Source organism: Flavobacterium sp. TAB 87, from assembly GCF_001529295.1.
Classification (GTDB): domain Bacteria; phylum Bacteroidota; class Bacteroidia; order Flavobacteriales; family Flavobacteriaceae; genus Flavobacterium.
Map to the genome: position 1 here is coordinate 203739 of NZ_LLWK01000033.1, position 23722 is coordinate 227460.

General features: G+C 34.3%; 16 protein-coding genes. 11 read left to right on the forward strand and 5 right to left on the reverse strand.

The features are described 5' to 3' along the window. Window position 1: 1 nt before the first annotated feature. From murQ to AP058_RS05635, 5 genes are all read right to left on the reverse strand, one after another. Window positions 2-823, reverse strand: a complete 822-nt coding sequence (gene murQ, locus AP058_RS05620) for an N-acetylmuramic acid 6-phosphate etherase (RefSeq protein WP_066307647.1) — start codon at window positions 821-823, stop codon at window positions 2-4. 44 nt (window positions 824-867) lie between these two features. Continuing rightward, window positions 868-2061, reverse strand: coding sequence for an exo-beta-N-acetylmuramidase NamZ domain-containing protein (locus AP058_RS05625; RefSeq protein ID WP_066307648.1), 1194 nt, complete (start codon window positions 2059-2061; stop codon window positions 868-870). A gap of 153 nt (window positions 2062-2214) precedes the next feature. Next, window positions 2215-3204 carry a RagB/SusD family nutrient uptake outer membrane protein gene (locus AP058_RS17075; RefSeq protein WP_231739554.1) on the reverse strand — a complete coding sequence of 330 codons (990 nt, stop codon included), beginning with the start codon at window positions 3202-3204 and terminating at the stop codon, window positions 2215-2217. 138 nt (window positions 3205-3342) lie between these two features. Next, window positions 3343-3948, reverse strand: coding sequence for a RagB/SusD family nutrient uptake outer membrane protein (locus AP058_RS17080; protein ID WP_231739556.1), 606 nt, complete (start codon window positions 3946-3948; stop codon window positions 3343-3345). A 31-nt stretch (window positions 3949-3979) separates the two neighbouring features. Beyond that, a complete protein-coding gene (locus AP058_RS05635; protein ID WP_066307650.1) occupies window positions 3980-7246 on the reverse strand; it encodes a TonB-dependent receptor in 3267 nt (1088 codons plus the stop codon). Window positions 7247-7484: 238 nt separating this feature from the next. On the opposite strand from AP058_RS05635, the gene AP058_RS05640 reads away from it, so the two are divergent. The 11 genes from AP058_RS05640 to AP058_RS05690 all read left to right on the forward strand — a co-directional run bounded on the left by AP058_RS05640 (window position 7485) and on the right by AP058_RS05690 (window position 23653). Then, window positions 7485-8234 carry a DeoR/GlpR family DNA-binding transcription regulator gene (locus AP058_RS05640; protein ID WP_066307651.1) on the forward strand — a complete coding sequence of 250 codons (750 nt, stop codon included), beginning with the start codon at window positions 7485-7487 and terminating at the stop codon, window positions 8232-8234. A 293-nt stretch (window positions 8235-8527) separates the two neighbouring features. Further along, window positions 8528-11434, forward strand: a complete 2907-nt coding sequence (locus AP058_RS05645) for an FAD-binding and (Fe-S)-binding domain-containing protein (protein ID WP_066307653.1) — start codon at window positions 8528-8530, stop codon at window positions 11432-11434. 136 nt (window positions 11435-11570) lie between these two features. Next, window positions 11571-12221, forward strand: a complete 651-nt coding sequence (gene pncA / locus AP058_RS05650) for a bifunctional nicotinamidase/pyrazinamidase (protein WP_066307655.1) — start codon at window positions 11571-11573, stop codon at window positions 12219-12221. Between the two features lie 180 nt (window positions 12222-12401). Further along, window positions 12402-13142, forward strand: a complete 741-nt coding sequence (locus AP058_RS05655; RefSeq protein ID WP_066307657.1) for a murein L,D-transpeptidase family protein — start codon at window positions 12402-12404, stop codon at window positions 13140-13142. Between the two features lie 221 nt (window positions 13143-13363). Continuing rightward, on the forward strand, window positions 13364-13624 hold the full coding sequence (locus AP058_RS05660; RefSeq protein WP_066307665.1) for a hypothetical protein: 261 nt from the start codon (window positions 13364-13366) through the stop codon (window positions 13622-13624). A 479-nt stretch (window positions 13625-14103) separates the two neighbouring features. Further along, window positions 14104-15531, forward strand: a complete 1428-nt coding sequence (locus AP058_RS05665) for an L-serine ammonia-lyase (protein ID WP_066307667.1) — start codon at window positions 14104-14106, stop codon at window positions 15529-15531. Between the two features lie 73 nt (window positions 15532-15604). Further along, on the forward strand, window positions 15605-16423 hold the full coding sequence (gene panB / locus AP058_RS05670) for a 3-methyl-2-oxobutanoate hydroxymethyltransferase (protein WP_066307668.1): 819 nt from the start codon (window positions 15605-15607) through the stop codon (window positions 16421-16423). Between the two features lie 83 nt (window positions 16424-16506). Beyond that, window positions 16507-17196 (forward strand): RluA family pseudouridine synthase, encoded by a 690-nt coding sequence (locus tag AP058_RS05675; RefSeq protein ID WP_066307669.1) that lies wholly within the window; start codon window positions 16507-16509, stop codon window positions 17194-17196. A 72-nt stretch (window positions 17197-17268) separates the two neighbouring features. After that, complete coding sequence (locus AP058_RS05680) at window positions 17269-18597, forward strand: aldehyde dehydrogenase (protein ID WP_066307671.1); 1329 nt, start codon at window positions 17269-17271, stop codon at window positions 18595-18597. 163 nt (window positions 18598-18760) lie between these two features. After that, complete coding sequence (locus AP058_RS05685) at window positions 18761-19552, forward strand: hypothetical protein (RefSeq protein WP_066307673.1); 792 nt, start codon at window positions 18761-18763, stop codon at window positions 19550-19552. 39 nt (window positions 19553-19591) lie between these two features. Then, on the forward strand, window positions 19592-23653 hold the full coding sequence (locus AP058_RS05690) for a PAS domain S-box protein (RefSeq protein ID WP_082706586.1): 4062 nt from the start codon (window positions 19592-19594) through the stop codon (window positions 23651-23653). Window positions 23654-23722 lie beyond the last annotated feature (69 nt).

Here is a 23722-nt window from a genome sequence, read left to right on the forward strand (position 1 = left end):
TTTATTTTTTAGTGCTTTTTTCGGCTAAAACTGCTCTCACATTTTTATATTTCTGAAGTAATTCAGTGGCCTCCTCAGATTCAATATGCAATTCTTCTGTGATCATTTTTATGGCGCGTTTCACTAATTTTTCGTTAGACAATTGCATGTCGATCATCTTATTTCCTTTTACTTTTCCAAGTTTGATCATTACCGAAGTCGAAATCATGTTCAAGGCCAACTTTTGAGCAGTCCCAGCTTTCATTCTAGTACTTCCTGTCAAAAACTCTGGACCAACCACCAGCTCAATCGGATGATCGGCAACTTGAGCAATAAGTCCGTTGCTAATGCAGGAAATACTTCCTGTTTTAATATTGTGTTCTTTTGCCATTTTAAGACCTCCAAGTACATAGGGCGTATTTCCAGACGCTGCAATTCCGATAATAAAATCGAGACTAGAAATTTCGAATTTACTTAAGTCTTTCCATGCTTGCTCCGCATCGTCTTCGGCATTTTCAACCGCTTTTCTAATTGCCGTGTCACCACCCGCAATAATTCCAATGATCATATCGTGCGAAACACCAAAAGTAGGCGGACATTCAGATGCATCTAAAATTCCAATACGACCCGAAGTTCCTGCTCCAACGTAAAATAACCGTCCACCTAATTGCATTTTTTTAACAATATCCTTTACTAATCTCTCAATTTTAGGAATTTGTTTTTCTACAATATGAGGCACTTTTGTATCTTCAGCATTAATGTTTGTGAGTAATTCTTTCACGGTCATTTGATCTAAATTTTTATACAACGACTCTTGCTCTGTTTCAGGATTTTTGTTTGTCATTTTCTTTCAATTTAAATCATTATTTTCAACTGGTAAAACTAACTTCAATATAATAGATATGGAGATCTCCTTTTTTTAAAATCTAACAAATCTTGTTTCCAACTTTCTCTAATTACTGCTTCAGAAACATCTTCTTCAATTTGTTTTTGCAGTTTTTTTGTTCCTGCGAGTTTGGTAAAAAAAGCATTAAAAAATTTTGATTTATCAGCAGTATTATCATACGCTTTAATCAGCCATTTTAATTCCAATTGCTTTAATTTTGGATAGTCTGTCAAATCTTCACCGTAACATTTCTTACCATTGTAAAGCGGATCTTTGGCGCCAAAATTTGCTTTTGGTATAAATGAAAAAGTAGTTTCTGGCAAAAATGGCGATCCGTATATTTGAAATTGATTTTCTGTTCCTCTACCCACACTTACATTTGTTCCTTCAAAAAGGCACAAACTGGCATACAAATTTATCGACTGATCGTTCGGAAGATTTGGTGAAGGTTTTACCAGTAAACTGTAGTTCATATTCCTTTTGTAATTGGAACATTCAATTACCTTTAGTTTGCATTGCATACCATTTTTTAACCATTTTTCGCCATTAATCATTTGGGCGTATTCTCCAATTGTCATTCCGTGCAGTAGCGGAATTGGGTGCATACCCACAAAGCTTGTACACTCTTTTTCTAACAAAGGTCCGTCGATAATCCCGCCGTTCGGATTGGGTCTGTCTAAGATAATTAAAGGAATATTAAGCTCTGCACAAGCTTCCATTACATAGTGCAGCGATGAAATGTAGGTGTAAAAACGAGCGCCGACATCCTGCAAATCAAAAATCATAATATCAATTTTTGCCAATTGCTCTTTTTTTGGTTTTTTATTATCTCCATAAAGTGAAATAATCGAAATTCCGGTTTGAGCATCTTTACCGTCAACCACATGTTCGCCTGCATCTGCAGTACCTCTAAAACCATGTTCTGGAGCAAAAATGGTTTGTACTTTAATTTTTTTCTCCATTAAAAAATCGACCAAGTGAACTTTATTCGTTAAAATTCCGGTTTGATTGGTTACAATTCCGACTTTTTTATTGTCTAATAAAGGAAGGTATTTTTCAAAGTGATCAGCTCCTGCTTTTATTCGGTTGTCAGTGCTTTTTTCCGCTGTAGTTTTAGTTACTCCTTGACAAGAATAAGATGTGCTGCAAAGAAATAACAGCGCTACAACGAGTTGCTTTTTAAAAAAATGGCTCATTCACAAAATTATTTAAGGTTTTAGATTTGAAAAAAGTTCAAAATTATTTTTTCAATTTAGGCATTATCATAGTAAAATACTACCTCTGAAATAACAATTATTCAGAGGTAGCTTACTAACAAACAAACATTAATAATCTTTAAGTACCGGCTGCTACCAACCCGAATTCTGCTTCAATTCTACTCCTTCAGCCGCATATAAACTGATGTCGTTTGTAGGAATAGCTGTTAAGTAATTTTTTGGAGAAACAAATGCTCTGCTAACACCAGCAGCATAAGGAATTACATATCCACTGGCATTTACTTTTGTTTTAGAGCTTGTACCTATCAAGGCAGGTATTCTTGCTCCTAACGCCACATCTGGATTAGTTGTAGTATCTAAATAATCCCCTTTTTTCCAACGTAAAATATCGGCTTTACGCAGGGCTGTCCAACTCATAAATTCAATTCTGCGTTCGCGACGCACTTCCCAAATAATTGGGCTTACGATTCCAGAAATTTGTTCTAGAGCAGTAACCCGTTGTGCGTCGTTTATCTGCACTCCAGCAGCTGTTGCATTGATTCCATCAGTTGTTAAAGCAGCTATTCCAGCACGTGCACGAACTTTATTAATCGACATATCCAAATCAGCATTAGTAACTGTTCCTAATTCGGCGCAAGCCTCTGCATAATTCAAATATACTTCACTTAATGTAAATACAGGTGCATCAATTTGGTTTTGTCCAATTGTGGTAACTTCCGTTCCCGAAGTAGTAGGATTGTTAAACAACTGAAATACGTAGCCTGTAACAGATGTTAACCCCGTTAAAGGCTTGTCTGAATAAGCATAATCTTGTTTTCCAAAAGCTTTCGAAAAACGAGGATCTCTGTTTGCAAATGTGTTTGCAATATTGTCATCGCCTAAATATTGTGCATTCCCACCGATTTGTTTAATTGGCAAACCATTAGTTGTCACGTAACTTTCTGCTCCGAACTTTGTTAATCCGTTTTGAACTGTTGAAGTATTTGTATAGGCTTGAATTGAATTACCTAGAACTCCTTTTAAGTATCTTTTGGCCAAAATTACTTCTGGATTACCCAATAATTCTACCGAATTATAAAGCGACTGCCAATCTGGCTTTAATACATAAGCAGGATTATTCATAACAACCAAAGCGGCTGTTTTTGCTTTCTGAAGGTATTCATTCCCATTTTGCGAAAAATTATACTTTTTGCTCGTTCCTTCATAAACACAAACTCTGCTTAATAAAGCATAAGCCGTGTACTTGTTAACCGTAACATTTTAATCATCAATATCTAAAAGTAAAGCAGTAGCTTCTTCTAGATCTTTTATAACATTATCAATCACCTCGGCTCTACTTAAAGCTGGTTTATAAACGTTTACATCGCTTTGAGATAAATACATATCTGTGTAAGGAACATCTCCAAATTGTTGTGCCAAACGAAAGTAAGTGTAAGCTCTAAAAAATTTTGCAACACCTGTATAATGCTTTTTCTTTACCTCATCCATTGGGACCGTTGGGACTCTTTCTAGCATTAAGTTGCAACGGCGTATCAAAGTATAATAATCGTTCCAATTTTTATTGGTGGCGTTTGCGGTTGTATTGAAGTTGGTAAAAACATTCATCGCTAAATTGTCATCTAAATCAGACGAAGTATGAAAATAAAATTCAGATGTTATACTAGCATTATTTCCGTAGCCATAAAAGGTATCATAATTAAGCCAAGAATATGTTTTTACATTATTTTCTGAAGTCCAAAAATTTGTATCAGTGAATATATCTTCGGGAGGAGTATCCAAAAAATCTGAGCAACTAAAAGACAGCCCTGCCATAGAAAGCAAGACAATCGATATCTTTATCTTAGAGTTTATTATTAATTTTCTCATTTTAATTGATTTTTTAATTTTTAAATAATTTTTAAAATGCAAGTTGAATACCTACAGACCATGTTTTAGAAAACGGAAAAGTTCTTCCCCAAGCTGATTCTGCATCGTCAATTTCTGGGTCAACAGGTAATTTACCATCTTTAAAAGTCAATAAGTTCAAGCCTGAAACGTATGGCCTAATTTTATCCATTCCGATTTTTTGACTTATTGTCTTTGGTAAAGTATAACCAACAGTTACGCTTTTTAATCTTAAATAAGACATGTTTAATAAATATCTTGATTGCGCTACAAAGTTGTTCGATCCCGGCGCGTAGGCTCCAAAAGCACTCGCTGCATGATTCGGATAAGGATTTGGATAATACGCTGCGGTATTAGTTGGAGTCCAATAATCGTTCATGTGTGCATACATTGCATCTGTTCTGTTATAAAACGGCAAAACTAAATCTGATGTTGCCCAATATTGACGTTCACCAACACCTTGAAAAAATGCATCTACATCAAATCCGTAAAAAACTCCACCTAAACGAACACCATATTGATAATGAGGCGTTGTATTACCAATAACACTTAAATCTCCAGAATCGTCTGCTGTTCCTTTTCCTCTAGAAATTACACCGTCACCATTGACATCATTATACATTACATCTCCAGCTCCGTATTTAAAAGCACCTGTACGTATATTTTTATAATCAACACCATTTACGATCAATCCCGTTGCATCTACCACATCAGTCGACTGAATTAATCGATCTGAATTTAGTCCCCAAATTTCACCGATTTTTTGGCCTGCATAAAAAGAACCTAATAATTTTGATGAGTTATTCCACTCCGTCACTTCAGTTGTATAATCAGAAAGCGTAAGATCTGCATATACATTAATGTCTTTTGTAATCTCTTTATTAAAATTAAGAGCAACTTCCCAACCTCTTGTTCTTAAATTTCCAGAATTCGTATTTGCTGCTGCTTGTCCAAATGAACCCGGAAGAGACTTTCCTGGCGCTAACATTCCTTTGGTATCTCGTTGGTAATAATCAAACGTCATAGACAGCATACTGAAAATTCTTAAATCAACACCAATATCCTGAGTAGTCACTTCTTCCCAAGTTAATGTGGGATCAACGTTACTCGGTTGCGATACTGACGGCGGAATTGAGGCTCCACCACCTAACCAGAAAGGGTTACTACTAGTCATAATGGGCAAAAATGCGTTGTTTGCAATATTTTGATTTCCGATAGAACCAATGGATGCGCGAATTTTAAGATCATTCAACCAACCACTAGTACTTTCCATAAACTTTTCTTTAGAAATTCTATACCCTACAGAAGCAGATGGAAAAAAGCCCCATTGTTCGTTAGTTGGAAATTTAGAAGAACCATCGTAACGACCGTTTAATTCAAGCAAATATTTGCCGTCATAATCATAATTTACACGAGCAAAAAATCCAGCAATTGCGTATTGAGATAAACCTGGATTTAAAATTGAATTTGATGAAAGTGGAGAAGTAAACTGGTCTCCAATCGCTAAATTAAATTCAGGTTTAGTTTTATCTAAAAGTGTGTTTCTGCGACCGTACGTTCTTTCGAAATCATACCACTCAGAATTTAAACCTCCTAAAGCTTTAAAATTATGTACCTCATTTAACGTTTTAGAATAATTACCATATAGATTGGCAACATTTCGAACATACGATGATTTGGTTTGTGCTACAAAATCGTTACCCGACTCCATCATTGTTGGCTTTCCCGAAACAAGATCAGCAGAACCAGACCACCAATCCCAAAGCGGAATTTGTCCACCATTCATTTTATAACTAGAAAAGTTATTATTGATGCTGTATTCTCCAATAATATTAAAATCTTTGGTAATTTGAGCAGTAAGCTTCGCACTTAAACGAGTATCATTATTTAATTTTTCATTCATAGACGCATTAGCCATGTATCCTGGTGCGTGACGGAAATTAATATCTTTATATGTTCCATAAGGAAAATAAGAACCCCAACGCATGTAATATCCAAAATATCCATTTCCTTCGGTATCTACTCCACTATTGTAATAGTTAAAGGGAGAATCGTATTCTTGAATAGACGACAATACCTTGAAATCACCCGTAAGCCACTCCGTAAATTCTGTCGACATACCCATATTTAAGTTCACTCTTTGATTGCTTTCGTTGTTAATTTTCATAACTCCTTCTTGATTCGAAACTCCCAAGGAAACAATGAACGAACTTTTTTCACCCAAAGAACCTTGAGCAGAGAAATTATGATACGATTGAATTGCATTTTTCTTTAACATTTCTGCATGTGGATCCCATACTCTATAAAAATAAAGCTTGCCTCCAATCACATCAAAATCTTCTCCAAAAATCATGTTTTTATCTTGATCACTTCGAGTAGAAGCATATTTTTCTTTCCAATTAACTATTCCAGGAAGTAACGTTTTATAATTCATTCCGAATGATTCTGGGTTAGCGTTTCCTGCTCTCGCTTGTGCGTCGATCATAGCAGGAAGCTCATTTGTTGGATCATTAAAACCAACTAACGAAATGGGATTGCTCCAACCTACATTGTTACTATAGGCAAATCGCACTTTACCCTTCGCATCTTTTCCGTTTTTGGTAGTAATTAAAATCACACCAAAAGCTGCACGAGCTCCATATATAGAAGCTGACGCGGCATCTTTAAGAATAGACATCGAAGCTACATCTTCTGGATTGATTAGTGACATATCCGAAGGAACACCGTCCACTAAAACCAAAGGAGTCCCAGCAGCTTTACCATTTATAATAGTTCCCGCGCCACGAATATTGATATCGGAACTTCGTCCAATATTTCCTGAGTTGAAAGAAATATTTAAACCAGGCGTAGTACCTTGTAGTCCTTTGCTAATGTCCGAAATAGGCTTACTTCCTAAAGCACGATCCACATCTACTTTTGCAACAGCACCAGTTAAATTTACTTTCTTTTGAGATGCAAATCCTACGACAACAACCTCATCCAAATTCATCGCGCTTTCTGATAAATCAGCATTTATTATTTGTTGTGTACTTACAGCTACTTCTCTAGTTGCAAAACCAACATAGCTAAAACTTAGTATTTGTCCTGCAGCAGCTTTTATAGTATACCGCCCATCAAAATCGGTGCTTGTGGACTCGCTTGTACCTTTAATTAAGACAGTAGCTCCTGGTATTGGTATACCGTCTACTTTATTTGTTACTGTTCCTGATATTGTTTTAGTTTGTGCAAATACTACCTGCACAAACAAAAGCAATAAAGAAATAAGAAATAATTTCTTCATAATTGTTTGGTTTTTATGGTTATAAAGCAAATGTACTTTATAATTGCATACCTCTGCGCAAATTTTACATATATTTCATCAAATCATCATAAAAACGCATAAAAACGCAAATTTTAATCCTTATATTTTTATTTACACTAAAAAAAAGGACCTAATTACTTATTTAATAAACTTGTAAATGACTGTTATTGAATGTAATTATTTAATATATTTGCGTTCCCATACTAATTTTTGAAAAATGCTAAAAGCAGAAAGACACAAATACATACTCGGCAAACTTAAGGAAGACTCTAGGGTCATCACGACAGACTTAGCAATGCATTTAGATTTATCAGAAGACACAATCAGAAGAGATTTAAATGAATTGAATGGCAAAAAATTCTTAAAAAAAGTTTACGGAGGCGGTATTCAAATCACTGACAATCATCCTACTATTTTCGATTTTATTATTACGAGCGAAGATGAAAAGATAAAAATAGCAACTAAAGCCCTGCCATTATTGCATGATGGTCAAGTTATTATTATGAGTGGCGGAAGCACCAACTTAGTTTTTGCAAAACTGATTCCACCCAGTTTAAGAGCTACCATTTACACCTATAGTTTAAGAATTGCTATGCAGCTATCACAACATCCAAATATCGATATTATCTTTATCGGTGGTAAAATGCAGAAAAACGCAATGGTAACTATTGGCATGGACGTTATTAAAGTGGTTTCTAAAATAAAAGCTGATATTTGCTTTATTGGCGCAAGTGGAATTAATATCCAACAAGGACTAACAGAAATTGATTACGAAGTTTCGATTGTGAAAAAAGCAATGATGGAAGCTTCCGACAAAGTAGTTACCATGTTCGCTTGCAACAAGTTAAACACAAAAGTACCACACGTGGTTTGTGAACTAAGCCAACTCAGTACTATTGTTACCGATTTAAATCCAAAAGACCCAAGACTTGACGAGTACTGGAAATCTGGAGTTTCTATTTTGTAGAATGATGGCATGCTTCTAAGAAATGCATGTTTTTGCATGTTTTACAGATAATAGCGTATAGTACTAAAATTTATCGTCTTTTTTGTCCACTACTTTCAGAGAATTTTTAAATAACTTAGTATCAATATTTAAGTAGTTATTCTTATTTTCATAATGTAAAACTTAGTAATGGCTGCATCTAAATAATTAATATTTATATAAAATAAACATTGCAAAAAAAATGAAACGTTGTAAATAGCGCCATATTTTTGTAAAACAGAACAACAAACATTCTGTCACAAATAAAACACACAATGTCAATAAATAAAGAGTTAAAGCAATTGGCCCAATCGCTACAAGGAAAACTTCACTTTGATGAATTATACAAAACCTTGTATGCGACAGATGCTTCTGTTTATCGACTTAAACCTATCGCTGTTGCGATTCCAGAAACTAAAGCCGATATTAAACGCTTAATTCGGTTTGCGGTCCAGCATAAAATATCTCTAACTCCTCGAACTGCTGGGACTTCTTTGGCTGGACAAACAGTAGGAACCGGAATTATAGTCGATGTTTCCAAATTTTTTACCAAGATCATCGACTTTGATGCCGTTAAAAAAACGGTAACTGTTCAACCTGGAGTGATTCGTGACGAATTAAATTTATTTCTACAACCGCACGGTGTCTTTTTCGGCCCAAATACCTCCACTTCCAATCGCTGCATGATTGGCGGTATGGTCGGGAATAATTCTTCGGGGACAACTTCTATTCGATATGGCGTTACTCGTGACAAGATTGTTTCAATTAGTTGCTATTTAAGCGACGGTTCCAAAGCAATTTTTAAAGAAATAACTTCCGCTGAATTCATTCAAAAAACAAAAGGAGAAACTTTAGAAAATAAAATCTATAAAGCGTTATATGATGAGCTTTCTGTAGAGGCAAATCAGAAGGAAATCATAAAGGAATTTCCAAAACCAGAAATTCACAGAAGAAATACGGGTTATGCTGTAGATTTATTATTAAAATCGGATTTATTTGGAGGAACCGAGCCGACAATTAATATAGGGAAATTATTATGTGGAAGCGAAGGCACTCTCGCTTTTACAACTGAAGTAACGTTGAAAGTAGACGATTTACAACCACCTCATAATATCATGGTTGTCGCACATTACAATTCGATTCAGGAATCTTTAGAATCGGTTGTTATTGCAATGAAACACCATTTGTATACGTGCGAAATGATAGACGATATCATTTTAGAGTGTACTAAAACTAATCGGGAGCAATCCAAAAATAGATTTTTCTTAGTCGGAGAACCTAAAGCAATTATGATGTTCGAATTGGCATCTGCAATTGACATGGCCGATGCCGAAAGACAAGCCAATGATTTAATTGCCGATTTAAAGCAACACCATTTTGGATATGCATCGGTTAAAATATATGGAGACGATATTAATAAAGTGAACGATTTGCGAAAAGCAGGTCTCGGACTTTTAGGAAGTATTGTGGGCGATGATAAAGCCGCTGACTCGATTGAAGATACAGCGGTAGAACTGAGTGATCTACCTAATTATATCGCGGATTTTACTGCTATGATGGAAAAATACGGTCAAAAAGCGATCTATTATGCCCATGCTGGTGCGGGAGAATTGCACTTGCGCCCAGAATTGAATTTAAAGAAAAAAGAAGATTTAGTTTTATTCCGAACCATTGCTACCGAAGTTGCTGTTTTAGTAAAAAAATACCGAGGTTCTTTAAGTGGCGAGCATGGAGACGGAATTGTTCGCGGCGAATTTATTCCGTTTATGATTGGCGAACAGAATTATGAATTACTCAAACGGATCAAAAAAGCATTTGACCCTAATTCTGTTTTTAATATCGGAAAAATTACCGACACTCCAAAAATGGATGAGAATCATCGGGTTATTTCAGGAAGAGAGGAACCTGAAATAGTAACTTTTCAGGACTTTTCAGACAGTATGGGAATTCTACGCGCTGCCGAAAAATGCAATGGTTCTGGCGATTGTCGCAAATTACCTTCAGCAGGTGGCTCGATGTGCCCAAGCTATCGCGCTACTAGAAATGAGAAAGAAACTACTAGAGCACGAGCCAATGCTTTGCGCGAATATTTGACCTATTCTGAAAAAGAAAATAAATTTGATTCTCAAGAATTGTACGAAGTTTTTGAATTGTGCGTAAGTTGTAAAGCGTGTGCGAGCGAATGCCCTAGCAACGTGGATGTAGCCACTTTAAAAGCAGAATTTTTATACCAGTATCAAAAAGCAAACGGGTTTTCTAGACGAAATACCATTTTTGCCAAAAATGCCAAACTGAATAAGTTGGGAAGCCTATTCCCTGCCTTAACCAATTTTATTTCCAATTCTTCCTTGATGAAAAAATCAATGGGAATTGCATCGCAGCGAAATGTTCCTAAATTAGCAGCCTTCACTTTTAAAAGCTGGTACAGTAAACAACCAAAACAATCCACTACATCACACGGAAAAGTCTATTTATTTAATGATGAATTCACTAATTATTATGATGTTACTATCGGAATTGATGCCTACGAACTCCTAACAAAATTAGGATTTGAAGTTCTAGTTGTTGATCATGAAGAAAGCGGAAGAACATATTTATCGAAGGGTTTTTTAGAAGAAGCTAAAGTAATCACCAATAAAAATATAAATATTTTTCAAGATTTAATTTCGGAAAGCACGCCACTTATTGGACTAGAACCTTCAGCAATATTAACTTTTAGAGACGAGTACATTCGATTAGCCGATGATAAGAAGGCTGCCGAAAAATTATCTAAAAATGTTTTTACCATCGATGAATTCTTCAAAAATGAATCAGAAAAAGGAAACATCACATCCGATTCTTTTTCAGCCGAAAAACGGGAAATTAAAATTCACGGACATTGCCATCAAAAATCACTTAGTAGCATTGAAGCTACTTTTGCCATGCTGAGTTTACCAAAAAACAATATCGTTACGATATATAATTCAGGCTGCTGCGGTATGGCCGGTTCGTTTGGTTATGAAAAAGAACATTACGCCGTAAGTATGCAAATGGGAGAAGATACTTTATTTCCTAAAATAAGAAAAACAGCTGAAAACGTTTCTATTGCTGCCGCGGGAACCAGTTGTCGCCACCAAATTTTTGATGGAACGAAACGCGAAGCACAACATCCTGTCTCTATTTTAAGAAGCTTTTTGCGATAAGAAATTAGAAAGCAATCAAACGTATTTTTAAATCTTATCAATGATAAGCACCCCTTTTTCTATTAAATTAGCCTCAAGTTTTATTTCCTTCGCCTGTTTTTTCTATATAACTTACAGGCAAATTAAATAAAATAAAATGTCTTTAAAAAATAGTGCTTTGTTGGTTATTGATATGCAATATGATTTCATGCAAGGCGGCTCGCTAGAAGTTCAAGGAGCAAATGAACTCATTCCTTACATAAACAAGTTAATGACACTAAACTGGGGACTTATTGCAGCTTCAAAAGACTGGCATCCATCCGATCATATTTCTTTTGCATCCAATCATTCTCATGCAAACGCCTTTGAAACTATAACTTTAGATGATCAGAGCGAACAAGTTATGTGGCCCGATCACTGTGTTCAAAACACTACAGGTTCCGAAATTCACGATCAAATAAACTCTTCCTTATTTGACGCTATTGTTCTGAAAGGGCAAAATTCAAAAGTGGATAGTTATTCTGCTTTTTTCGATAATAATCATTTAGAGAAAACACAATTACATGCAGTTCTTTTGTGCAAGAAAATAAGCTCTATCTACTTAGTTGGCTTAGCTGCCGATTTTTGCGTAAAATATACTGCGATTGATGGGCAATCATTAGGTTTCGATACTCACTTTATTTTTGATGCTACTCGCTCGGTGAATCCGGAAGATAATTCTAACCTAATACAACAACTACAATTAAAAAAAATTGAGATAAATTCAACACAGCAACTTATAGAGCAAAACCAACCTAAAAACAAGTAGTATTAATTTTATTGCTAATAATAATACTGTTAAAATTTATTGTAACATAACTGTAGTGATAAAAAAATTAAAATTTTAACTCAATCACACAAATTTTTAGCAAAATATTTTTAACTTGCTCGATATTAACGTCCCAAATGTTAATACGTTTTCTCGCAAACCTTAATATGATTTATACTGATGAAAGTAACCTACCTTCTTTTAACATTTCTTTTAGGTAATTTCGCTGCCGAAACAGCTTTCATGGCTGAACAAAAAAAGTTTGACCGCGTACGTGCAGCAATCATTGAAAAATCTCAAATCATTCAACAAAAATTACATTCCAACGGTCTCGAAATAGACGATCTGAATCTGGTTTTTGTTGCGTACAAAGATTGCGGCGAGTTAGAAGTTTATGGTAAAAGAACGACCGAAACAACGTATAAAAAGATAGACACCTATAAAATTCGTGCACGTTCTGGAAAATTAGGTCCAAAAAGAATGGAAGGCGATTTTCAAACTCCAGAAGGCATTTATTACATTGACACTTTTAACCCTACCAGTCAATACCATCTTTCTTTAGGAATTAACTACCCAAATCAAGCAGATCGCAAAAAAAGTACCGAAAAAAAACTAGGTGGAGATATTTATATTCACGGATCAAATGTGACAGTAGGTTGTTTACCCATGACTGATGACAAAATCAAAGAACTGTATTTATATGCTATCAATGCTAAAAATGACGGTCAAACCAAAATTCCTGTTTACATTTTTCCTTATAAAATGACGGATATTCATTTTGATTTGTACAAACTTAAATATGCAGACAATCCAGAATTGGTTGCTTTTTGGTCTAATCTGAAAGTAGGTTATGATAAATTTATGAATGACAAACAAGAACTTGCTTACACGGTTGATAAAAGTGGAAATTACAACTTCTAGATCCTTACTTTACTAAGTCATCCGCCTAACAAATTAATTTATAAAGACTTAGCCTTTTAATTTTTTACAAAAAAATTAAATCGTGAGTCCTGTTATCCATTAAATAATAAACTTCGCGCTTTATGTTTTTTCTGTTTTCGTTAAAATAGCATAAAAACATGAAAAAATATTGTTTTAAAGTAGTAACTTAGAGTGTATTTAACAATTTAAAACAAATAAACATGAGTCTATTATCAGAAAATATAATCCCAGGTAATCACGGAAAAATCTTTGGTACGAATGCCAATACAGTTGAAGATTTAGAGCGAATTAAAAATGAAATTTTAACGCTAGAAGGAATAAGCGAAGTGATTTTAAACAATGACATCTTCCCTAAAGAATTTACGATTTACACTACGAAATTGATTGAAGTAGAGGCAGTGGAAGAAAAAGTAAATAACGTTGGTTTTAACGCCATTCCCAAAAGTCTTTTTGCGCTTTAACGGTACAAATTTAAAGTGCATTTGTAGTTATTTTATTTAAGCTCTTTGCTACAAATTGTCTTATTACGTTGGCGCATGAAATTTAGATTTTGTGCGCCAATTTACTTTCAAATACAAATCAGTAGTACTATTAGTTCCTTTTGAGATTACTAGTACGTTACTACAATTTGCTACTGGTATCTTAAATAGGTCCATCTTTTTAAATACTGAACAATAAATCAGCATAAACTGTTAGCAAAAGTAACAAACAAGTATTGTACTTTGATTTCTAACCATCCGAAAATCATAATTAGTACAGTATAACTTCCAAAATTCAAGAGTCCTAAAAATACTACCATTATAATAATGACACTTTCTTCATTAGAATTGCCAAATTATTATTTTTTTTAGATTATTCTAATAAAACCGTACAATTAACAATGTATTTCACAAACTCCTTGCACTATTCGGCTATCTTTGTATTTTAAAATTTATAAGAAATGGAAGAATGTATTTCAGTTTTTGACATGTTAAAAATTGGTGTTGGTCCTTCGAGTTCCCACACATTAGGTCCTTGGCGCGCAGCAGAACGCTTTTTGAAAGAACTAAAAGTAGCTAATTTATTTTTAGGCCTCGAACGAGTAAAAGTTGACTTGTACGGTTCTCTTTCTTTAACAGGAAAAGGACATGCTAGTGACTTGGCCGTAATGTTAGGTTTAAGCGGACAAGACCCAGAATACATTCCCATCGAAAATATTGCTTCAATTATTAAAAAAATTGAAGAAAAAAATGAACTACTATTAGGAAACGAAATTGTCATTCCGTTTCATTTTCTTCAGGATATTGTATTCAATAAAGAGTTCTTGCCTTTTCATGCCAATGGAATGAAATTTACGGCTTACGCGAAAAATGGTCAAGAATACAGTTCTACGTTTTATTCTATAGGAGGTGGATTTGTCGTTACCGAAGACCGAGGTAACGCGCATATTAAGGAAGTAATTAAGTGTGCTTTCCCATTTATGATTAACAACGCCGACGACTTGCTTCGTTATTCTATTGAGGAAAACAAAAAGATCTCTGAAATTGTTTATGAAAATGAAAAGTCGATGCGAGCTGAATCTGAAATTAATAAGGAGCTAATGCGCATTTGGGATACGATGTTAGAATGTATGTACATTGGCTGTCACTCGGAAGGCGTTTTACCTGGCGGACTAAATGTTCGCAGACGCGCGTTTGACATGCACCAAAACCTAATCGGATTATCCAATTACGACTCACCTCAAACCTGGTTACAAGAAATTCGAAAAACAGAAGTGAAATTTCGTCAAATTTTAAAATGGGTGAGTTGTTTCGCATTGGCAGTAAATGAAGTTAACGCGGCGTTAGGACGCGTAGTTACAGCGCCAACCAATGGAAGTGCTGGCGTGATTCCCTCTGTCTTAATGTATTATTTGGTAATTGAGAATCACGATGCAGGCGACAAAGAAATCAAACAATTTTTGATGGTTGCCGGCGAAATAGGAAGTTTGTTTAAACAAGGTTCTACAATTTCTGCCGCAATGGGAGGTTGCCAAGCAGAAATCGGGGTTTCATCTGCCATGGCTGCCGCTGCTTTGTGTGAATTAATGGGTGGAAGTCCTGCACAGGTTTTAATAGCTGCCGAAATTGCTATGGAACATCATTTGGGACTGACCTGTGATCCAATTGGTGGCTTAGTTCAAATTCCTTGTATTGAAAGAAATACTATGGGAGCTATAAAAGCGATTAACGCGGCAGAATTAGCTTTGGAGACCGATGCAAAAAATGTAAAAGTCCCTTTAGATAAAGTGATAAAAACCATGTGGGAAACTGCTAAAGACATGAATTCGAAATACAAAGAAACTTCAGAAGGTGGACTAGCAATTGCTGTAAATATGGCCGATTGTTAACAAATATTTAATTAATTTTGCAGCTTGATTATTTTTAATTCGGCATAAGCCATAACTTTTTAAAAAATCCTCCATGTCAGTAGCTAAAAAAGACTATAAAAGAATCACTACTAAGTCATTAATCGATATGAAAGCGAATGGTGAGAAAATTTCGATGCTAACTGCTTACGATTACACCATGGCCGGAATTGTTGACACTGCTGGTGTTGATGTTATATTAGTTGGTGACTCGGCTTCTAATGTAATGGCGGGTCATGAAACAACCTTGCCAATTACGTTAGATCAAATGATTTACCATGCTTCCTCTGTAGTTCGCGCGGTACAACGTGCTTTGGTTGTTGTTGATTTACCTTTTGGAAGCTATCAATCTGATCCTAAGGAAGCGTTGCGTTCTGCTATTCGAATCATGAAAGAAAGTGGTGGTCACGCCGTGAAATTAGAAGGTGGAAAAGAAATCAAAGAATCGATTAAGAAAATATTAAATGCAGGCATTCCGGTTATGGGACATCTGGGTTTAACGCCACAATCGATATATAAATTTGGTACCTATACGGTTCGCGCTAAAGAAGAGGAAGAAGCTGATAAATTAATCGAAGACGCCAAAATGCTAGAAAACGTAGGCTGTTTTGCGGTTGTTTTAGAAAAAATTCCTGCACATCTAGCACAAAAAGTAGCCGAAAGTATTTCGATTCCTGTAATTGGTATTGGAGCTGGTGGCGGTGTTGACGGTCAAGTACTTGTTATTCATGATATGTTAGGAATGAATAATGAATTTAGTCCACGCTTTTTACGTCGCTACATGAATTTATACGAAGGAATGACAACTGCAATCGGACAATATGTTAGTGATGTAAAATCAAAAGAGTTCCCGAACGAAAACGAACAGTATTAATTTATTTTTGAACGGACAAAAGCTATCCGCCAATACAGTGCTTTATTTTTATACTCTTACTACTAGACCGAATTTTTAAATTAATGAAAATACTTTCAGACAAAAATAATTTACAAGTCCTGCACGAAGATAATCACTTAATTGTGGTCAATAAGCGTGTAGGCGATTTGGTTCAAGGAGACAAAACGGGAGACAAACCATTATCGGATATTGTAAAAGAATATATTAAAGAAAAGTACAATAAACCTGGCGAAGTTTTCTTGGGTGTTATTCATCGTCTAGACAGACCAACTAGCGGAATTGTAGCTTTTGCCCGAACAAGCAAGGCTTTAAGTCGAATGAACGAATTGTTTAGCAATCGAGAAACAAAAAAGACATATTGGGCAGTTGTAAAAAACAAACCCTCCAAAAGTTGTGATGAATTAGTGCATTTCTTAAAAAGAAACGAAAAAAACAATACCTCAAAAGCGCATGTAAAAGAAGTTCCTGAAAGTAAATTAGCACGATTGGATTATACTGTAATTAAGGAACTTCAGAATTACGCCGCTTTAGAAATAAACTTATATACTGGCCGCCACCATCAAATTAGAGCGCAGCTTTCTGCAATTGGATCTCCTATAAAAGGAGACTTAAAATACGGAGCTGATCGTAGTAATCCAGATGGCGGAATTCACTTGCATGCCCGCAAACTTTCCTTCGTGCATCCTGTTACTAAAGAAAACCTTACGATAGTCGCACCGACGCCTGAAGATCCTATTTGGAACGCGGTCTAATTTTATGATGAATTTACAAATAATACCGATTTTAAAAATTAACTTGCATAGAGACCAACCCTAATTTTTACAATGGATTATAAAAACGACATCAAATTCAGAAAAGAAACACTCAAAAAGTTACTGTTTTCTGTACAACAAAACGAAGATTTAATTATTAAAGCTTTGTATGATGATTTTAAAAAGCCCGCTTTTGAATCTGTTCTTACCGAAACGAGTTACGTCATTAGCGAACTAAAAGACACCATTAAAAATATTCGGTCGTGGGCAAAAGTCCAACAAGTTACTCCTACTCTAGTTAATTTTCCTTCTTCCGATTATATTTATAAAGAACCTTACGGAAAAGTACTGATAATTGCTCCTTGGAATTATCCGTTTCAGCTCGCATTGACACCATTGGTTTCAGCAGTCGCCGCAGGAAATCAAGTGGTTTTAAAACCTTCCGAATTAACACCAAATACCTCTAAAATTATTGCTAAAATAATTCAGGAAACTTTTCATATCAATCATGTAGAAGTTGTTCAAGGTGGTGTTGAAGTTTCTGAAGAATTATTAAAAAAACGTTGGGATTATATCTTTTTTACCGGAAGTGTAGCTGTTGGTAAAATAGTAGCCAAAGCTGCTGCAGAGCATTTAACCCCAACAACATTAGAATTAGGGGGGAAAAATCCGTGTATTATTGATGAAACAGCCAATTTAAAACTGGCAGCCAAACGAATTGTTTGGGGTAAATTTATAAATGCAGGTCAAACGTGCATTGCACCAGATTATATTTTGGTTCAAAAAGAAATGCAGCATCATTTAATTGGTTTTTTAAAAGAAGAGATAACCAAAACTTACGGTATTTCGCCGGAGAAATCACCTGATTATACGCGAATTATTAATACCAAAAACTGGTTGCGATTGATTGAACTGATAGATGAAAATAAAGTGATTTTTGGTGGACAAAGCGATGCAAATGATTTATATATTGCTCCGACCTTGATCAATGAAGAGCATTTAGATTCGTTAATTATGAAGGATGAAATTTTCGGTCCTTTACTTCCTATCCTTACTTACAAAACAGAGGCCGATCTCGAGTCAATTATTAAAAAGTACGAAAAACCATTATCCTTATATGTATTTAGCGATAGTAGGGAATTTGCAGAAAAAATGATTGCAAAATTTTCGTTTGGTGGCGGATGCATTAACGACACTATTATTCATTTCTCAAATAAACGTTTGCCTTTTGGGGGAGTAGGTCACAGCGGTGTTGGTGCTTACCATGGCAAACTGAGTTTTGATTTGTTTTCGCACCATAAAGCAATTGTAAAAAAAGGAAATTGGCTTGATTTACCGTTACGCTACGCACCTTACAAAGATAAACTTGCTTTTATAAAAAAAATACTCGACTGGATTTAGAATTAAAAACAGTCCACGATTCATAAAAAAACTGCTTTATTCACAAAAAATGACTTTTCTTTTAAATAAAAAGCGCGCTCATTTTAAACACTTTATAGTATTTTAAAAAATAGTATATTTACGGCCTAAATGCCCTAATGTCTTAAAAAATATACTCTTACTCATGCAACCTACTACACAAAACCAGATTGAAAACATTAAAAACAATGGTTACGAATTAGACTTTTCTACCGTCTTTAATCATGCTATTCAGAATTATAAAAAAATAGCGCTTTACGCTGGGCTAATATTATTAGTCTTTAGCATTGTTGCTACTTTTGTGGTTATTGGCGTACTTATCGCAATATATGGTGTTGCAGCATTAAGTGGCGACCTTATTCAAGAATTGGCTCAAATGAATCCGACTGGTGTAACACTTTTAATTGTACTCGCTGCTCAAGTGTTTATTACTGCTATTTTGAGTCCTATCGGGGCTGGTTACTATAAAATGGCTGACGCCGCAGAAAATGACGAAACATTTAATGTTTCAACAATGTTCTATTACTATAAAAGCCAGTATTTCATACAAATTTTTATTGCTACACTATTAATCACGTCTTTAAGTGTGGTGCTTAGTACGATTTTAGAACAGGTAGGATTGCAATCGGCTACGATGGTTTTAGGATTACTAATTTCTTTTTACAGCGCCATGGCTGTTCCATTAATCATTTTTGGAGATCTAAAAGCAATTGACGCAATTAAAGGAAGCATAGTAATTATCTCTAAAAAACCCGCAGTAATTTTAGGTTTAATCATCACCGCTTTCTTAGCTTCTATGTTGGGCATTTTTGCATTTTGTATTGGAGTTTTCTTTACAATACCTTTTAACTACTCTATGATTTACTGCATCTATTCTAACATTATTAAAAAAATAAAAATAGATCCTATTGATTCTATTGGCACGATCGAAGAATAAGTATACTTCAATCAATAAAAATTAAAAATTACCATATATATGTTGGTAACTATTATTCAAAACTTTGTTTTTTCTAGTTTAAAATGGAACTCGATTCTCGGGTACGATTTTATGCAAAGTCACGAAATCAATGACTTTATTAACAAATATGGTTATGATATTCCGCTCTTTGCAATAATAGCAGTTGGTATTTTTAGCTTGAGCCTTTTGTTATTTTATAAATTTTCACACCTTAGCACCGAGCTGAAGGCGAATTACTTTGTGAAGTATCAAGAAAAGGAAATTACGAGTAAAGAGTATCAATTGTATTTTCTGTTTATAGCGATTACAATTGTTTTATCTGAACTAATTTACGAGGTGTTTAGCATTCGTAGCACTAGCATGTTAGCAACCAATACTATAATTGGTTCTGCAATGTTTTTTATCTATTATCTTTCTCAAAAATATCTTTTTATCTTTGATCGAATTCAAAAAATATTTACTTTTTGCATCATACTATTTTTCATGTATGTCTGTCGAAATTTAATTGTAAAAACTACTGAAGTCATTCCGACCATGTCTTTTTTGGTTTTATTTTTCTTTGCTTACAATTTCATAAAACCTGTAAAGCTTTATTTTATTTTTACTGCCTTTGTATTTCTCTTTCTTATTACTGTTTTACTCTTCGGCGTCATACCTTCCGACAAGGCCATTATTCTACTCAATTTTAGCATAACTATCTTGGTAATCAACCAAATAAGACACATTATCAGTCTAAATATTAAAGATAAGTTTCGTTTTGCAAACGAGATCATACAAAAAGCCAATTCACTGACGGTAGTTTGCAACCAAAAAGGTGAGTTTATTTTCTGTAGCGAATCTATTCAAGAAATATTGGGCTATACTCCTGACGAAGTTTTAGGAATGGAATATTGGCGTTTAACCGAAGACACAGAGTTCGTTGGTATAAAATATTTCGAAAATCATGACGAAACTAATTTATACACTCGAAAACTAAAATGTAAAAATGGCGAGTATAAATACATCCTGTGGAAAGACAAACGTTTTAGCGAGAATCTAATTATTGGAATTGGTCAAGATATTACAGAACAATACATAACGAATACACAATTCAAAAATTTAATTCAATCTGCATCCGACATTATATTTGATCTAGACGACAAAGGTCACTTTACGTTTGTCAATGATTTTGCTGTCAAAAAACTTCAATATACGGCTACTGAAGTTTTATGTCTACATTACAACTTATTGATACCTCCTAATTATCAAAAAATAACATACGATTTTTATGAAGGTTTAGAAAAAATTGGAGATGACTTTCCGATCATCGAGATTCCTTTACTCAAAAAAAATGGACAAGAAATCTGGGTTTCTCAAAAAGTAATTGTTCGTAAAAATGACCAAGGCGAAATAATTGGCTACTCTGGTATCGCAAGAGACATTAGCAATCAACGAAAACAGGAAACTGAAAATACAGCGCGTTTGATAAAGATCAATCAATACAACGAAGCATTAAAAAATCTCTCTACAACCAATTACAAAATATATCAAAGCAGCAAAAGCGTTATAGCGCACATTATAAAAGAAGCAGCTAAAAGCACTTCCATCGATGCAGTTAGTTTTTGGAGATACAATTCTAAACAAATTAAGTGCAAATACATTTATGCTAATGTCCAAATTAGTGAACAACGATTAAATAGTATTTTCTTAAAAGAAGATTATCCTATCTATTTTAAATCAATAGAAAGTAAAAATCAAATTATCGTTAACGATTCTTTGAGCAAATACGAAACATCTGAGTTCGATCATGATTATCTTAATGCAAGCGGTAACAAATCTTTTATTGATTCTGCAATTTACGTTAACGGACAGCTTTACGGTATTGTCTGCTTTGAAAGTAAAAATGAAAAAGAATGGGATGGTGATGCTGCAAATTTTGCCAAAACCGTGTCAGACATTCTTTCATTAGCAATTGCTACTCAAATAAGTTTAAAAAGAGAAAAGAAACTAAAATATAAAAGCAAATTGCTTTCTGCACTAGCGCTATGTACTGAGAAATTTTTGTCGAATAAAGCGCCAATCGACATGTTCAAACAAACGTTTGCGATTATCGGAAAAGCGAGCAAGTCCGACCATGTTTTTTATTACGAACAAGATCCAGAAACTAAGTTAATTACCCAAAAAGTAAAATACACTAGACCTGGAATTGTAGATGCGGTAAGACCGCTGCGACTTCATACTCCGGAAAATATGGCTGGAATTATTGAAAGAGGTAAGCAAAAATTAGTTTCACAAATTATAACAAGCAAATTAGAAGAAGGATATTTAAAGCAGGCATTATTTGAAAATGAAATTAAATCAATTTTAATTTTACCCTTGTACATTAATGAAGAGTTTACAGGATTTATTGCAGTGGACGATTGTAAAAACGAACGCACTTGGTCGGGTGATGATTTGTATGTATTTCAAAGTTTAACCAATAATATTTCGACTTTTTTAGAAAAAATAAAGGGACAAGAAAGAATCATTCAGAGTGAAGAAAAATTTGATCTTATTGCTAACAACATTCCTGGCACCGTTTACCTTTCAAAATATGATGATTTTTCGACCAAAATTTTTCTAAATGATGAAATAGAAAAACTGACTGGTTATTGTAAAACTGATTTCCTAGAAAATAAAATATCATTCTTGTCTTTGATTCACCCACAGCAAAGAGAGAACGTTGTAAAAAAACAAAAACGCGATTTAAAAAACGGAAAACCAGTTCATTCTACATATCAAATCAAAAAGAAAAATGGTCAATATGTATGGATTGAAGAATACGCTGATGTGATTAAAAGAGGTAATGAAATTGATTATGTTGGTGGGATCTATTTTGACATCACACACAAAAAGGACTCAGAAGATGCGATAAAAGCCAAGAAGATAGCAGAAAGTGCGAGTAAATCAAAGTCAAAATTTCTTGCGAACATGTCGCATGAAATTAGGACACCGTTGAACGGAATTATTGGTTTTACCGATTTACTATTGAAAACACAGCTGGAAAGTATTCAAGAAAAGTATTTAACGACGGTAAATCAGTCGGCTCAAACTTTACTCGAAATTATAAATGATATTCTAGATTTCTCTAAAATTGAAGCAGGGAAATTAGAACTCAACATTGACAAATACAGTATAAAAGAAATATTAAGTCAGGTTATCGATTTAATCTCGTACGAATCAACAGTAAAAAACCTTAAGCTTGATTTAAAAATTGACAGCAGTTTACCAACTTACTTTTGTTTTGATGTGGTTAGAATCAAACAAATATTAATTAATTTACTATCCAACGCAGTAAAATTTACAGAAACAGGAACAATTACGCTGTCGGTTGCTATTGTGGAGAAAATTGATGCAGAGCACTTTAAATTGCGTTTTGCTGTTACCGATACCGGAATTGGAATTCTAGAAGAAAACAAGAAAAAAATTTTTAAGGCTTTTTCTCAAGAGGATAGCTCGACGACAAGAAAATTTGGTGGCACTGGTTTGGGACTTACCATTTCGAATAAATTACTAAAATTGATGGACAGTGAGTTAAACCTCGACAGTCAAGTTGATATTGGTAGTACTTTTTATTTTGAGATCATTTTAAGTACTTGTGATGAATTCGTGAATTTTGAAGGCAATAAACCTGAAATAGTCTATGACATTTTAAAAAATGGAACTGCGAATCGCGTCATGACTTTTTTAATTGTTGAAGACAATCATGTTAATATGCTACTGCTTAAAACTACACTTAAAAACCTTTTTGTGAATTGTGTTATTTTTCACGCCAATAACGGTCACGAGGGTGTTGAGCTGTTTAAAATTATCAATCCTGATATGGTTTTTATGGATATTGAAATGCCAATCATGAACGGTTATGAAGCGACCAAAGCAATTAGAAAACTACCTTTTGGCGATAAAACACCAATAATTGCAGTTACTGCCGGGGTCGAAAAAGAAGAAAAAAATAAATGTTTAAAGGCCGGTATGAACCATTACATTTCAAAACCGATTATAAAAGGACATATTGAGAACACCGTTATTCAGTTTTTCAATACAAATGAATCAGAAAAATAAGACACTGCTTTTAATTACAAAAAAAATACTTTAAATTCGTTAGTACATGTTTTATAAACAAACTCACTA